This is a genomic window from Candidatus Pelagisphaera phototrophica, assembly GCF_014529625.1.
In the GTDB taxonomy this organism is placed as follows: domain Bacteria; phylum Verrucomicrobiota; class Verrucomicrobiia; order Opitutales; family Opitutaceae; genus Pelagisphaera; species Pelagisphaera phototrophica.
The window spans coordinates 885658-899537 of the sequence record NZ_CP076039.1; the positions used below are offsets into that span (position 1 = coordinate 885658).

A 13880-nucleotide genomic window follows, 5' to 3' on the forward strand; every position below is an offset into this window, starting at 1 on the left:
GTTTGGTAGGCTGGCTGTCAACGGCGAGATTTCAGTGTCTTGTCGATGATGGGAGACGAACTACGGTGGCGAGCCTTGTCGGATGGGTTGTCGCCTCGACGAGAAGCCCTACAATTCGTGTTTTTGCAGGATGGGTCTTTGACCTTTCAGGGCAGGGAAGGGCGCCATTTTCGGCCCTCGCGAATCTTCTTGCTGCCTGAAGAGAAGCGGTCCCTAATGCGCGACCTTTTTTGCGGGCCTGGTTGAGGATCGCTAATCGTTTAACGATGTTTGATATGAGCGAAGACAAAGATAACATACAGGTTTTCAATGATTTAGGACTTTCCGATTCGGTGATGAAAGGGTTGGTTGAAATTGGCTACGAATCGCCCTCGCCAATCCAAGCGGCGATTATTCCGTATGTGCTCCAAGGGCGCGATGTGATTGGACAGGCCCAAACAGGGACTGGAAAAACAGCCGCATTTGCCCTTCCTCTCCTTTCGAAGATTGATTTTTCGATTACGAAAAAGCCGCAGGTAATCGTACTGACACCGACTCGGGAGCTCGCCATCCAGGTGGCAGAAGCGTTTCAAAAGTACGCGGCAAAGCTAAAAAATTTCCATGTAATCCCAATCTATGGAGGTACGGACTTTCGTGCCCAGTTGCGACAGTTGAACCGCGGAGTTCATGTCATAGTCGGCACTCCAGGCCGGGTGATGGACCACATGCGCCGTGAGACTCTGGATTTGGGAGCACTGTCTTGCGTCGTTCTTGATGAGGCAGACGAGATGCTCCGGATGGGATTCATCGATGATGTTGACTGGATTATGGAACGGACTCCTGCGGGCCGACAAGTCGCTCTCTTTTCCGCGACGGTGCCAGCTCCTATAAAGCGGATTGCCCAGCGTCACCTGAATGATCCTGTCGAGATTAAGATCAAGACGACGACCTCGACCGCTGAGACGATCCGCCAGCGCTATTGGATGGTGAGTGGGCTCCACAAGCTAGATGCTTTGACTCGAGTTCTCGAAGGTGAGGAGTTTGACGCGATGATCATATTTGTCCGGACCAAGCTGGCTACGGCGGAGTTGACCGAGCGCCTTCAGGCTAGAGGCTTCGCGGCCGCGCCACTCAGTGGGGACATCCCTCAGGCTAAGCGCGAAAAGACAATCAATCGGCTTAAGACGGGGAAGCTGGATATATTGATCGCCACCGATGTGGCAGCGCGGGGATTGGATGTCGATCGTGTGAGCCACGTAGTCAATTACGACATTCCGTACGACAATGAATCCTATATCCATCGGATTGGCCGAACAGGCCGTGCGGGCCGTGCGGGTGATGCGATTCTGTTTGTGACACCGCGTGAAAAGCGTCTCTTGAAGTCGATAGAGCGAACGACCAACAAGAAGATCGAGTTGATGGAGATGCCAACTACTCAGGATATCAACGATAAACGTATCGAGAAGTTTAAGACGAAAATTACGGAAGTCCTCGACCAGAATGGGCTGGATTTTTTCAAAGACATAATCGAGCAGTACCGTCAGGAACACGATGTTCCCTCTTCGGAAATTGCAGCAGCGTTGGCAAAAATCGCTCAAGGAGATTCGCCTTTGCTGCTATCCGAACGAAAGGCTGTCCGCCAGGAACGGAACGACGACCGGGAACCTCGTGAGCGGCGTTCCGGTATTGGCGGAGATTCGGAAAGTCCTCCTCCTCGGCGCGATAAGAGTGAGTACAAGCGGATGCCCCCTGAAACTGGGACAGAGCGATTTCGTATCGAGGTGGGTTATACGCATGGAGTAAAGCCAGGAAATATAGTCGGCGCGATTTCCAACGAGGCGGGACTAGACAGCAAATTTATTGGCAGGATCGAGCTCTACGAGGACTACAGTACGGTTGATTTGCCAGAAGGAATGCCGCGTGAAGTGGTCCAGATTTTGAAGAAAGCCTGGGTATCGGGCCAGCAAATGCGTATTTCGCGGATGGATGTTTCGTCCAAGAAAAACAAGGAAAACAAAAACCGGGACTTTGATAGAGAGGCTCGAGCTGGGAGCAGTGGGAGACCCGCTCGCGCGAAGAGCGGAAAGCCGCCGTTCAAAAAACGTCGAGCGGGTCGCGATGTCTAACCTGTAGGCAGCTTTGTCCGACGTTGGAAGATCTCTTTGGGTATTTCGGAATCATTTCCGATAGATCCGTACCCAATAATAGGTTAAGCTTGATCAATGTTGCCTTATCATGGCCGTGGCCATGGTTTACGAGGAGCAGTGTCTTGCATTCAACGGTTTACACGATTAGCTACCCATTATCGTTAGCCCAAATTACGGCACTAATTTGAATATGATAATGGTTATCTTATAGTTTGCGAGGTAGTGGAAATAAGCTTTCAAAATATTCTCTCGATAGGCCTGTCGATTTTTCAACTTGTTCCCAACGCCATGGGGCACTAACCATGTGCATGTTGTGGGAACGCTTTCATCGACTGCGAGTAGGCAATTACCGGATACTACGAGGGCTTCGGCGATTTGTTGCAATGAACTAATGTACTTCACATACGTCCATTATCCTTGAGTTTCTTGAACTAGGTTTTGACGGATGGATCTTTGTAGGACACCAGATTCCGTCTGTAATCCAGTCGTTGGCCGATTCGATCTCCGAAATATCGAATCTTTGCTTTGGTGAAGGGCTGGCAAGCAACGACCATTGCTTTTTCCCATTTTTTGTCTCCAACCACAGCGACTCTCTCGATATCGCTGGAGTGTTTACAGCTGACCGAGTTCCTGTAGCACAGGAATTGCCAGTTTGAAAGCATGATTGGCTGAAGGCAATCCACAGTAAATGGCGGCGTGCATGAAGACCTCCTTGATGTCCTCAACCGAGACTCCGTTGGTGACGGCCGCCCGAACATGCATTTGAAGTTCGTCGTCTTTTCCTTCAGCAACGAGTATCGCCAAGGTTAACAAGCTGCGGGTCTTTTTATCGAGGCCGGGGCGATCCCAAATTTCACCCCACGCATAGCGAGTAATAAATTCTTGGAAATCAGCGTTGAGCTCATTGGTACCCTCGATCGCTTTATCGACATGATCATCGCCTAGAACGGCTCGACGGTTTTGCATTCCTCGTTTGCGTGCTTCCTGTTTATCGTTTTCCATTAGGCTACGTGTGCTAAGAATTTTGATACGGTTGAGTTAAAGGAGTCTTCCTGCTCGATATTGGAAAGATGCGCGGCGTTCTCGATCTCCACATACCGACTTCCGGCAATCCCCGCGGCAATGAGTTTTCCATGTTCAGGAGGAGTAGCTTGGTCACCCTGCCCTACAATGACAAGGCAGGTCTTTTCTATTTTCGCGAGCTCAGGTCGAAGGTCCGTGTCACGGATGGCGGCACAACACCCCACGTAACCCGTGGCGGAGGCGCATAGAAATTGACCTCTCACAGTGGCGATCGCAAAGGGCTTATCTTCGATAAAGGAAGGAGTAAACCAGCGGCTCAATACTACGTCGCTTACCGAGGCCATGCCCTGATCGAGTACCAGTTGAATACGTGCGTCCCACATATCAGGATTAGGAAGATGGGCCGAGGTGCAACAAAGCGCGAGTGACCGCACTCGATCGGCGGCATGTATCCCGAGCCACATCCCGGTCATGCCACCTAAGGAGAGCCCACAGAAGTGAACGGATTTGAAATTCAGCGCATCCAGCAATTCCACGACATCCTGCCCTAGGCGCTCCAGCGCGTAGGAAGCATTCGGAGCGTCCGATTGGCCGTGACCGCGAGTATCGTAGCGGAGGATGTGAAATTTATCGGAGAACGCTTCGGCTTGTTTGTCCCACATGGATCGTGTGGTACCTAACGAATTGGAAAACATCAGCACAGGCTGGGATGGATCACCCCTGAGCTCGTAGTCGATCTCAATTCCATCACTGGTCCGAATACTGGGCATGATCAGGAACGTTTCCTTTTCAGTAGACGAATTAAGAGTTCTTCGCTCGAGCCCAAGGCTTGTTCGATATCGAATACCCTCTCCAAACTATCTTCATCGAGGGCGGATTGAATAGTCGGCTCTTCTGAGGCTAACCTAGATAAGGGCCTATCTTGCTCAATCGATTGAGCCACAAGGTTCCCAACCAATTTTTGCGCCTCCAGTCGGCCCAATTTGGGCAGGAGGGCAGACGAAAGTCGTTCGGAAAATATAAGCTCCTGCGTGGCATCCAAATTAGCCTTCATCCTAGCGACATCGACTTCCAAACCTTCCGAAACCTCAACCATCGCTACCGAGGCTAACTCAGCAGCCGCGAACAGCGTCTTGAGTGTAGGCCACTCGGACTGCCAACCGCCAAGTCCGCGTTCGTGTTCCTGCGGCATAGCTGATAGCAGAGACGAGACCAACCCAGGGGCCTGATTAGCTGCCGCAAGAACCCGCATGCAACCGACCGGATTGCGTTTGTGCGGCATAGCCGAGGAGCCGCCTTTGACAGGCGTTGATGCTTCCCGTAGCTCGCCAACCTCTCCCTGGCAATGGAGCGAGATGTCGCGGGCAATTTTACCCAAGCTACCGACCAAAATTCCAGTCGCCGATGCTAGTTCAACCAGCCGATCACGATGAGCGTGCCAGGGAGCGTCTGGCAGGGGTAGTTCCAATTCTTCAGCCAAATGCTTGGCGACATGCATTCCCTTTTTATCAAGACTAGATAAGTTCCCAACCGCTCCACCGAATTGCAAAACGAGTGCACTGCTTGCCGACGTCTCCAAACGTTGTCTACATCGCCTGACAGCTGCTTTCCAGGAGGCAACCTTGAGGCCGAAACTTATAGGCGGCCCCGGCTGGAGAAGGGTTCGTCCCAAGGCTATCGTCTTAGAGTGTTCCTCCGCCAGGTTTACGAAGGCCGATTCTACTTTGAGCAACTGACGGCAAATTTGACTAACGACTTCCTGTAACTGCAGGACAGTAGCTGTATCCAAAATATCCTGACTAGTCGCGCCGAAGTGAACGAAGCGTGCAGCTTCTTCGGACTTGCTACGAGCGTGGGCGACAATTTCTTTAACCAGTGGGATAACAGGAGTTCCGGATTTTGAACCATTGGCATAGATGGCATTTGCGTCAAACGATTCTGAAGCGCACGCCTCCGAGATCGCATCAGCCTGTTTCTCGGAAATGATTCCTGACTTATGTAGAGCAACCGCCAGCGCGGCCTCTACTACAAGCATGGCTTTGAGCCTTTGCTCCGAGGACAAAACGTCCAATCTATCGTCTGAGGAATTCATCATAATATACCGCCTCTAAGAGAATGGCTATCCCTGGCCTACGGTCATACACATGGTTGCAATCGCTCGATTCAAACCCTTGCGTTTGAGCTCTAAGGCCGCCGTCCCCGTAGTGCGCGCGCCCGACATGCCCAAAAGGTGCCCTTGAACGATTGCTCCTCCGCTTATGCTGACGTGATCGGCATCGTCGGAAATTCCGAGTTAGCGAAGCATCGGCCCTAACGGAAGATATCGCCCCTCCAAAACGTCCGATGGGCGTTCGGGTGCAGTCGTAAATGAAAGCAGGTTGGTTCATGGAAATGGGAAAGCAATCCTCAGCCTAGAATTCCAGGAACACCGTTTCCTGGTCTCCCTGCATATGAATATCAAATTGGTATACGATCTCGGTTCCTTCTTCAATCCTTTGCGCAATGAGGGTGGGACGTCGATCTAACGGCAGCTGTTTTAGTAAAGGGTCCAGAGCATTTGCTTTGGCCTCATCAGAAAAATAGAGACGAGTATAAGCGTGGTGCATGAGTCCGCGAGAGAAGATGGTTAAAGTGATGTGAGGAGCCTGTTCACTATCAACCTTGCCGGGCTTGATCGTGCGGATGCTGTAGCGCGAGTCTTCACCTCTACCAGTCCCGACCCGACCAAAACCCGAAAAACGGTCTTTCAATATGACGTCCGCATATTTGCCTGCGTTGTCAGCCTGCCAGCATTCAACGACCCCATGTTTCATCTCAGCACCATCGCCATTGAATAAGGTCCCGGTAATCGTGATTACCTCTCCTTCGGTTCCATCAATAACCAGATCACCCGAGCCCAAATCGGAATAGTCGTATCCATATTGCTGGGGCGTCAAGCCGTAGGAGAAAAAAGGTCCAACTGTCTGAGACGGCGTTTGTTTTATCGGACTCATATTAATCTTCAAACGGAGTTGACTTGGGACCGCGTATTACAATGTCCCACAAATACCCTAGAGCAAACCCTTCTTCGGTGTGCTCCAAGGAAAAGTCGGCAATCATTCTAACGCACGCTTCTTCGGACGCGCCACCATAAATCGGATCATGTTTCAGTAATGGGTCGCCTTCGAAATACATCTGCGTGATCAAACGAGTCATGATATTGGGGCCAAATATAGAAAAGTGAATATGGGGTGGCCGCCAGGCGTTCGAGTGGTTTCCCCAGGGATAAGCGCCCGGGCGAAGGGTTAAAAAGCGGTACCAACCATCATCGCCCGTTATTATTCGACCTGCCCCAAGAAAGTTTGGATCCTTTGGGGCGTGATGCTGGTCTTCGCGATCCACGTATCTGCCCGCTGCATTAGCCTGCCAGATTTCTACCATCGCGCCTGAAATAGGGTCTTCGTTCTCATCGAGAATGCGACCGGTTACGATAATCCGCTCTCCGATCGGTTCACCTGCTTTTCTACCATTCATTGTGAGATCAGCGCTGTGATCGGGAAGCGATGAGTAGTCGAATGCGGGACCCGTCAATTCGGTAATCGTCTGCGGGACAATGACTGGATCCTTGGTCGGACTACGCGTTGTGCTCGATTTGTAAAGCGGATGAATAAGAGGCGGATGACTCTCTGGATCCTTGGGTGTGAAGGAATTCATTGAAGCAATGGGATATCGTTTGGGGAAAGGATAAGGTTAGAATGGCAAACCCACATAATTTTCTGCTAGACTGGCTTTCGCCGACTCCGATTGTACGAGGTATTCGAGTTCAGCAATTTGAAGTTTGTAGGCCATGCCGTGCGTTTCGTTCTCAGGAAAACGGTGGGTCAAATGGGTAAACCACCAAGAAAACCGAATCGCAGTCCAAACCCGAGCGAGCGCACGGTCTGAATAGAGATCAAGCCCGCTTGTAGAGCCAGTCGAAAAATAATCGACCAACCCTTCGGTAAGGTAGTGGACATCCGACGCGGCAAGGTTTAATCCTTTTGCGCCAGTGGGAGGCACCACGTGGGCCGAATCGCCGGCAAGAAACAAGGATTTGTAGCGCATTGGCTCGGCTACAAAACTACGAAGCGGGGCGATACTTTTTTCGATTGAGGGACCAGTTTCGATTTTGGGACCGACTTCTTCACCAAACATGTGGATCAAGGTTTCCCAGAAGCGATCATCTGACCATTCTTCAACCGACTCGTTCAATTCACATTGGATGTAGTAACGGCTCCGCGTTGCGGATCGTTGGCTAGCTAGGGCAAATCCGTTTTTGTGGTTATTGTATATTAGTTCTTCGGATACAGGCTTAACGTCCGCCAATACCCCTAGCCATCCAAAGGGATAGACGCGTTCAAATGTATTCAAAACATCTGAGGGAAAAGATTGCCTGGAAACGCCGTGATAGCCATCGCAGCCTACAATGATTTTGCATTGAACCTCCAGTCCCTTGCCTTGGAACAGGCATTTAAGAGTCGGGGTCCCTGCTTCAATTCCGGAAATACGAACATCCTCCGCTTCGTAAAACGGATCTTGTCCACGAGCCGCGTGGGCGTCCATCAGATCCTTGGTGACCTCCGTTTGTCCATAGACGGTCACCGTTTTTCCAGTGTCGCGAGCTTTGAAGCCGATCCGATGATTAACGCCGTTGAATTGTATGCCAATTCCATCGTGAATGAGCCCTTCCTCATGCAGCCGTTCGCCAACCCCAGCTTCGTCTAACATATCGACCGTTCCCTGTTCCAAGATGCCTGCACGAATGCGTCCTTCCACATGGGCTCGGGAATGCTTTTCCAGAATGACCGAATCGATGCCCTGCTTATGTAGCAATTGGGAAAGCAGAAGTCCTGCCGGACCACTTCCAATAATTCCTACTTGGGTCTTCAAAGTCATCCTTCAGAACAAGTCGCTTTCTAGCGAGTCGACTAAGTTTTTCAAATGCTTTCCGAAATCGGATAGCTGCTTAGAAGTAAAGTTGGTAGCTATCCGGTCCTCAAGCTGGATGGCCAGTTGATAATAATCCGATTCCAATCGTCTAGCCAAGGGCGTCAATACTACCCGCGAAGCCCTTCCATCGCGATCGTCGGCTTCGATTGTTACCAGCTTTTGCTTTTCCACGTCCCTAACCAGACGCGTGATAGTCATTTTCGAAAGACGAAGCTTTCGGGCTAATTCCGTTTTTGACTGACCATCCCGCTCATAGAGTGCGAACATAAGATTTCCCATGCCGGGCTTGATGTAATCGCTAAGCGAGGACGCCTCCAGAGACTGTTTGAGCAACTCCCGGAACACAATATTGGCTCGACTCAGATAAAACCCAACCGAGTCGGTACCTACTTGGAGTTTCTTCGGTGGAGATATTGACATGGCCTGTTTTTTAGTAACATATTTTACTATCTGTCAATAGAATTCTATAAAATTGCACGAAACATGAAGCATCTCCCCACCCTCATTTTGTCAGTTTCGCTGGCTATTATCGGCGCTCCCCATTTCGCCTCCGCTCAATCCTCCGAAGAAGATTCTCAGAAGGAGAGCCGCATCCAGATGTGGCTCAATGATCAGGATAAAAACCAGGATGGCAAAGTCTCTCCCGATGAGGCCATTCGTCAGATGAAGTCTAACTTCAACAACCTGGATCGTAACCAAGATGGTTTTATCGATCGGGCAGAGCTGGGTCAGTTAGCTGATCGCTTGGCAGGCAATCGAAACCGAACAGAAGAAAATCGCTCTCAAGCCACATCCGAAAACCGAAACAATCGTCAGCAAAACCCGGCAGCCCGTTCTGCTTCCGATTCGGTACAACTAATCGAAAACATAGCTTATGCCGATACAAACAACCCTCGCCAAACGCTTGACTTGATGCTGCCGAAAGAACGCAAAGGAGAAGCGTCACCGGTGGTCGTATTCATCCACGGAGGTGGCTGGCGCAATGGCGATAAGGAGCGCGGTCGCAACCGAATTGAACCTTTCGTTGCCAGCGGCGACTACGCCGGAGTGACCGTTGGCTACCGACTGAGCGGAGAATCTAAATGGCCTTCTCAGATCCACGACTGCAAGGCCGCCATTCGTTGGATTCGCGCTAACGCCGAAAAACACAATCTCAATGCCGACCGCATTGGCGTTTGGGGAACTTCCGCAGGCGGACATCTCGTATCAATGCTTGGAACAAGTGGAGGCGTTGAAGCCATGGACGGATCACTGGGGTCAAATAATCAGTACTCAAGTCGCGTGACCTGCGTGGCTGACTTTTACGGACCCACCAACTTCCTGACCATGAATGCAACGGCTATTAAGACAGCGCGACTGGACCACGACGCTGCGGACTCTCCCGAATCGCTGCTCATCGGCGGGGCCATTCAGGAAAATCCGGACAAGGTAGCTACTGCCGATCCGATTACCTATGTCAGTGCCGATGATCCCGCATTTCTCATCGCCCATGGAACAATGGATCCTACAGTCTCCTTCAATCAGTCGGAGCTTCTCTATGCCGCATTGGAGAAAAAAGGAGTCGAAAAAACCTTTATCACCATTGACGGTGGCGAGCACGGACGGGGTTTCCCTCCCAAAACCACAGAGCTCGTCGAAGCATTCTTCGATCACCATCTTCGAGGGAATCAAACAAGTTGGTCCGATCAGACGATCCAGGCAGTCGCGATCGAGCGGCGCCGCTAACAGCAAAAAGAAACTCTCGATTTCAACAAGGTAGTTAGCTTGAAATCAAATTGAGAGTGGTTCTTGTAGGGAAAGTAGCTAGCCTTGCGATCTAGTATAAGTATTCCAACTTTCAAGGCGGCCCGATATCTTAGTTAAGGATCTCCTTTGACAGGAATGTCCATATTCCTTGGGCTGGGTGGAAATGCTTCGAATGACTATGATTAAACTATTTTTGGCAACACTCTCAATGCTTTTTGGATTACTGTCGCTTTCCGCGGCCGACTTTGGTCCCGATTGGGAACAGCTAGATACCGCCGTCAATGGACGATGGTGGGAGAAAACCCACACGGGAAACAATGCCTGGTTGGAGATGGTCAAGGTTCCGCGCGACGAAGTGGTTGCGTTTGCAGTCTACACCGTGGATCGAAGAACGGTGAAAATGACGGCCCAGATGTATCCGCTCTATCCGGACGAATCACGAGAAGTGCGACTTGAGCTAATGATCGACGGTGTTTGGCAGGAGGTTGGGTCAGCGCCTATCTACGAGCTTGGCTGGTCAGCCCACTTTCGTATCAACGGCTGGGACGAGAGTAAAAGTGTGCCCTATCGTGTGCGCCATGGAGGAGAAGCTCAGTTTGAGGGAACCATCCGAGCGAATGACAAGAGCAAGAATGAAATCGTTGTCGGGAATCTGTCCTGTAATTCACGTTGGGATCGCGGGGACCGCAATGCGATTGTAGCGAATTTGAAAAAGCTAGATCCTGACTTGCTGTTTTTTGCGGGTGACCAGACATATGACCACACGGAGCACACCTCTGGATGGATCCTGTTTGGGACACAATTTGCCGCAATTATCAAGGATCGGCCCACGGTAACGATTCCTGACGACCATGATATTGGTCAAGGCAACCTTTGGGGAGAGGGGGGCATCAAAGCGGATACGCTTCGGGATCACAATAAGGGAGGTTATTACTACTCTGAGGACTACGTGCGCACGGTAGAGCGCTGCCAGACATGGCATCTTCCTGATGCGTATGACCCTACACCCATCGCCCAAGGTATTGGAGTTTACTATACGAGTTATAATGTAGGCGGAATCGATTTTGCTATCATCGAAGACAGGAAATTCAAGTCGGGCCCGAGCGGAAAGATTCCTGATATGGGGCCGCGCCCTGATCATATAAACGACCCCAGTTATATTCGCTCCGCGGTGGACATCGAAGGAGTTCATCTTCTGGGACCCAGACAGTTGGCATTTTTGCGAAACTGGTCTGAAGATTGGACGGGAGCGGATATGAAGTGCGTGCTTTCCGCCACCAACTTTGCAGGTGCCGTTCATCTGCATGGCAGTTTTGAGAATCGGTTGCTGGCTGATTTGGATAGCAATGGTTGGCCGCAAACCGGTCGCAAAAACGCTCTAACTGAAATGCGTCGTGGAATGGCGTTTCACTTAGCCGGGGACCAGCACCTGTCCGTGATGACGCGTCATGGAATTGAAAATTGGAGAGATGGTCCGGTGACGTTTGTCAGTCCAGCCATCGTTAACAGCATTTACGGTCGTTGGTGGTGGCCAGAGGGCGGAGAGTCAGGAGCCAATCCGGTCGAAGAGAGCCCGCTTCCATGGACGGGCGACTACGAAGATGGTTTAGGCAATAAAATCACCATGCTCGCTTATGCAAATCCTGATCCTCAAGCGAACCGTCGTGGCGAGCGTGGTCCGGACGATGATTGGGCCGACGGTTTTGGCATCGCTCGATTCTTCAAAGATTCCCAGGAAGTCGTATTTGAATGTTGGCCACGATACAGCGATGTAAGCAAGGGTCATTCAGCGCAATTTCCGGGATGGCCAATGCGGTTCAAGATGAGCGACAACGATGGTCGTGACCCGGCGGCGTACCTTCCCGAGTTGAGTTTCAAAGGAATCGAAAACCCCGTAGTTCAAGTCATTGAAGAATCGACAGGTAATGTGCTGTATACCACTCGAGTTAAAAGCAAAACTTATCGCCCTAAAGTGTACACAAATGGCAAATACACGATTAGGGTCGGGGAAGGCTTGCCCATTCTCAAAACTGTGAAAGGTGTGCAATCCGTTGCAGCGAGCAATACGAAGAAGATGACTATCAGCGTAAGGTAAAACGGAGTCTCGCTTCTCTAATGAAGCTAGGATGGCGTGGGCTGGACCGACTAGGGCACCACGTGAATACCGGACGACCAACCGTGGGGAGCGTCCGCTTTTTCCATGGTAATTGGGACCGCTGCTTGTGCGTCCGAATTGGAGGACATCATTATTTTACAGTAACCCATATCACTTCGATCTGGGGGGAATTTAACTCTTCTTTCTCACCTTACTCCTTGATTGCTCAACTCGTGGGGCTAGGGTGTTTTTTATGAACACTATCCACCGGATTATTTTAGCCTTGCTGACTTTGGTGTTGGTGGGGTTTCGCGCTGCAGCGGATTCGCATGAAAAGCCTAACTTCGTTTTCATTTTGGCTGACGACTTAACTTACAATTTGTTGGGCTGCTATGGGGGTGTCGATGCGGAGACACCACGTATTGACGAACTGGCGAGCGAAGGGATGCGGTTTACTCGAGCATATGCGGCAATGGCGATGTGTGCGCCTTTTCGGGCGGAACTCTATACGGGTCTGTATCCAGTACGCAATGGCGTAGCTTGGAATCACTCTTCGGCCAAACTAGGGACGAAAAGCGTTTGCCACTATCTCGAGGAGCAGGGTTATCGCGTCGGGCTATCGGGGAAGAAACATGCGTCGCCTGAGTCGACTTTTCCCTTCGAGGTTCTGAAGGGATTTCCCGCGGGAGAGGGTGTTCGCGAATTCATGACACGCGATTCGGACCAGCCTTACTGCCTTTTCATCTGCTCAAGCAACGCTCACGCGGCGTGGACAACGGGTGATTCGTCGCGTTTTGATCCGGACACGGTATCTCTGAATCCTCTGCAGTTTGATACGCCCGCGATCCGCGAAGTGATGACACGCTATTTGGCGGAGGTTGAGGATTTCGATCGGGAGACAGGAGAAATTCTGGATTTGCTTTCGGGCTTGGACCAGGGGGACGACACGCTGGTCATGTTATCTTCGGAGCAAGGCTGGGCACTGGGTTTTGCCAAGTGGAGCAACTGGGACTTGGGCGTTCATACCGGGCTGATTGCTCGCTGGCCGGGCAAAATTGAAGCGGGTAGTGTCTCAAATGCCCTTGTGCAAATGGCGGATGTGTTGCCGACATTTTTGGAGGCGACGGGAACTAAGGAAGATGAGGAAATGTTCGACGGGATTAGCTTTTATCGGCACTTGAGAGGTGAGGATCAGCCGTTGCGAAAATTTGTATATGGAGTTCACAATAACGTTCCGGAGGGGAATCCGTATCCTATTCGTTCGATACGGAATGAACAGTTTCACTACTTGCTGAACCTGACTCCTGATGCGTCCTACCATGAAAAGCATGTCATGCTGATGGACTCGCGATTGACCTGGTGGCCGGAGTTGAAAAAGGCGGAGGCCAAAGGCGATTCGGAGGCGATCGCGCTTTTGAAAAAGTATCACAAACGCCCTGCCGAAGAGCTGTACAGGGTAGATGAGGACATTTACGAAATGAACAACCTCGCAAGCAACCCTGAGTACGCGGAAGTGAAAGAGGCTCTGAGGGAAGAGTTAAAGAGATGGATGGAAGAGCAAGGTGACGCTGGAGCGGCTATGGACGATGTCGCAGTGCATGCTGAAAACAGGCAAAGGTAGAAGCATTAATTTGGTTTGCTCGTGCTCAGTGTGAGCAATCAGCCGCAGGTTCCATTGTGTCATTTGGGCTTCGCGCTGGCTTGCCAGATCCGACCACCTTCGATGGTAGGAAGCGCTTCTTTTGTTGCCTGGCTGGCCCTTAAAGGTTGCTGCGTTTATTATGGACCAAAGATGTAAAATCAGAGCGAAAGGCCAGGGGATCATCAGAAAGCTGGTGAAGTAGAGTGTGGCGGTCGTTACGACGAAGAAAGCTGTCCAGAGAATGCGACCTTGGACAAGCTGGCCGAGTCCGGGTATAAAA

General features: G+C 51.0%; 13 protein-coding genes and 1 pseudogene. 4 read left to right on the plus strand and 10 right to left on the minus strand.

Annotated elements, in window-relative coordinates:
- Positions 1-275: 275 nt before the first annotated feature.
- On the plus strand, positions 276-2105 hold the full coding sequence (locus GA004_RS03945; protein ID WP_283395998.1) for a DEAD/DEAH box helicase: 1830 nt from the start codon (positions 276-278) through the stop codon (positions 2103-2105).
- Positions 2106-2297: 192 nt separating this feature from the next.
- Here GA004_RS03945 and GA004_RS18120 read toward each other — a convergent pair whose 3' ends face one another.
- The 10 genes and pseudogenes from GA004_RS18120 to GA004_RS03980 form a co-directional block, all read right to left on the minus strand.
- Positions 2298-2528, minus strand: a complete 231-nt coding sequence (locus GA004_RS18120) for a class I fructose-bisphosphate aldolase (RefSeq protein ID WP_425492890.1) — start codon at positions 2526-2528, stop codon at positions 2298-2300.
- Between the two features lie 29 nt (positions 2529-2557).
- A complete protein-coding gene (locus GA004_RS17900; protein WP_343218823.1) occupies positions 2558-2788 on the minus strand; it encodes a SpoIIAA family protein in 231 nt (76 codons plus the stop codon).
- Positions 2739-3128, minus strand: coding sequence for a 4-carboxymuconolactone decarboxylase (gene pcaC / locus GA004_RS03950; RefSeq protein WP_283395999.1), 390 nt, complete (start codon positions 3126-3128; stop codon positions 2739-2741). The genes GA004_RS17900 and pcaC overlap by 50 nt, the downstream gene beginning before the upstream one ends.
- A complete protein-coding gene (pcaD, locus tag GA004_RS03955) occupies positions 3128-3919 on the minus strand; it encodes a 3-oxoadipate enol-lactonase (protein ID WP_283396000.1) in 792 nt (263 codons plus the stop codon). The genes pcaC and pcaD overlap by 1 nt, the downstream gene beginning before the upstream one ends.
- 2 nt (positions 3920-3921) lie before the next feature.
- Positions 3922-5244 carry a 3-carboxy-cis,cis-muconate cycloisomerase gene (gene pcaB / locus GA004_RS03960; protein ID WP_283396001.1) on the minus strand — a complete coding sequence of 441 codons (1323 nt, stop codon included), beginning with the start codon at positions 5242-5244 and terminating at the stop codon, positions 3922-3924.
- A 24-nt stretch (positions 5245-5268) separates the two neighbouring features.
- Positions 5269-5442 (minus strand): annotated as a pseudogene (locus GA004_RS17905) (3-oxoadipyl-CoA thiolase); the annotation flags it as partial.
- A gap of 118 nt (positions 5443-5560) precedes the next feature.
- On the minus strand, positions 5561-6142 hold the full coding sequence (gene pcaG, locus GA004_RS03965; RefSeq protein WP_283396002.1) for a protocatechuate 3,4-dioxygenase subunit alpha: 582 nt from the start codon (positions 6140-6142) through the stop codon (positions 5561-5563).
- A gap of 1 nt (position 6143) precedes the next feature.
- The gene (gene pcaH, locus GA004_RS03970; protein WP_283396003.1) at positions 6144-6842 is read right to left on the minus strand and encodes a protocatechuate 3,4-dioxygenase subunit beta; all 699 of its coding nucleotides are present in this window, start codon (positions 6840-6842) and stop codon (positions 6144-6146) included.
- A gap of 36 nt (positions 6843-6878) precedes the next feature.
- Positions 6879-8057 (minus strand): 4-hydroxybenzoate 3-monooxygenase, encoded by a 1179-nt coding sequence (pobA, locus tag GA004_RS03975; RefSeq protein WP_343218841.1) that lies wholly within the window; start codon positions 8055-8057, stop codon positions 6879-6881.
- A gap of 9 nt (positions 8058-8066) precedes the next feature.
- A complete protein-coding gene (locus GA004_RS03980; RefSeq protein ID WP_283396005.1) occupies positions 8067-8537 on the minus strand; it encodes a MarR family winged helix-turn-helix transcriptional regulator in 471 nt (156 codons plus the stop codon).
- Between the two features lie 63 nt (positions 8538-8600).
- On the opposite strand from GA004_RS03980, the gene GA004_RS03985 reads away from it, so the two are divergent.
- From GA004_RS03985 to GA004_RS03995, 3 genes are all read left to right on the plus strand, one after another.
- Positions 8601-9842: an alpha/beta hydrolase gene (locus tag GA004_RS03985; protein WP_283396006.1), complete on the plus strand. Its 1242-nt coding sequence runs from the start codon at positions 8601-8603 to the stop codon at positions 9840-9842.
- A 199-nt stretch (positions 9843-10041) separates the two neighbouring features.
- A complete protein-coding gene (locus GA004_RS03990) occupies positions 10042-11958 on the plus strand; it encodes a hypothetical protein (protein WP_283396007.1) in 1917 nt (638 codons plus the stop codon).
- A 253-nt stretch (positions 11959-12211) separates the two neighbouring features.
- A complete protein-coding gene (locus GA004_RS03995) occupies positions 12212-13579 on the plus strand; it encodes a sulfatase family protein (RefSeq protein WP_283396008.1) in 1368 nt (455 codons plus the stop codon).
- Positions 13580-13880 lie beyond the last annotated feature (301 nt).

Excerpts from the sequence above, each read along its gene's own strand:
- pcaH (WP_283396003.1), bottom strand. The coding sequence starts at position 6,842 with ATGAATTCCTTCACACCCAAGGATCCAGAGAGTCATCCGCCTCTTATT.
- pcaG (WP_283396002.1), bottom strand. The coding sequence starts at position 6,142 with ATGAGTCCGATAAAACAAACGCCGTCTCAGACAGTTGGACCTTTTTTC.
- GA004_RS03980 (WP_283396005.1), bottom strand. The coding sequence starts at position 8,537 with ATGTCAATATCTCCACCGAAGAAACTCCAAGTAGGTACCGACTCGGTT.
- GA004_RS03985 (WP_283396006.1), top strand. The coding sequence starts at position 8,601 with ATGAAGCATCTCCCCACCCTCATTTTGTCAGTTTCGCTGGCTATTATC.
- pcaD (WP_283396000.1), bottom strand. The coding sequence starts at position 3,919 with ATGCCCAGTATTCGGACCAGTGATGGAATTGAGATCGACTACGAGCTC.
- pcaC (WP_283395999.1), bottom strand. The coding sequence starts at position 3,128 with ATGGAAAACGATAAACAGGAAGCACGCAAACGAGGAATGCAAAACCGT.
- GA004_RS03995 (WP_283396008.1), top strand. The coding sequence starts at position 12,212 with ATGAACACTATCCACCGGATTATTTTAGCCTTGCTGACTTTGGTGTTG.
- pcaB (WP_283396001.1), bottom strand. The coding sequence starts at position 5,244 with ATGATGAATTCCTCAGACGATAGATTGGACGTTTTGTCCTCGGAGCAA.
- GA004_RS17900 (WP_343218823.1), bottom strand. The coding sequence starts at position 2,788 with ATGCTTTCAAACTGGCAATTCCTGTGCTACAGGAACTCGGTCAGCTGT.
- GA004_RS03945 (WP_283395998.1), top strand. The coding sequence starts at position 276 with ATGAGCGAAGACAAAGATAACATACAGGTTTTCAATGATTTAGGACTT.
- GA004_RS03990 (WP_283396007.1), top strand. The coding sequence starts at position 10,042 with ATGATTAAACTATTTTTGGCAACACTCTCAATGCTTTTTGGATTACTG.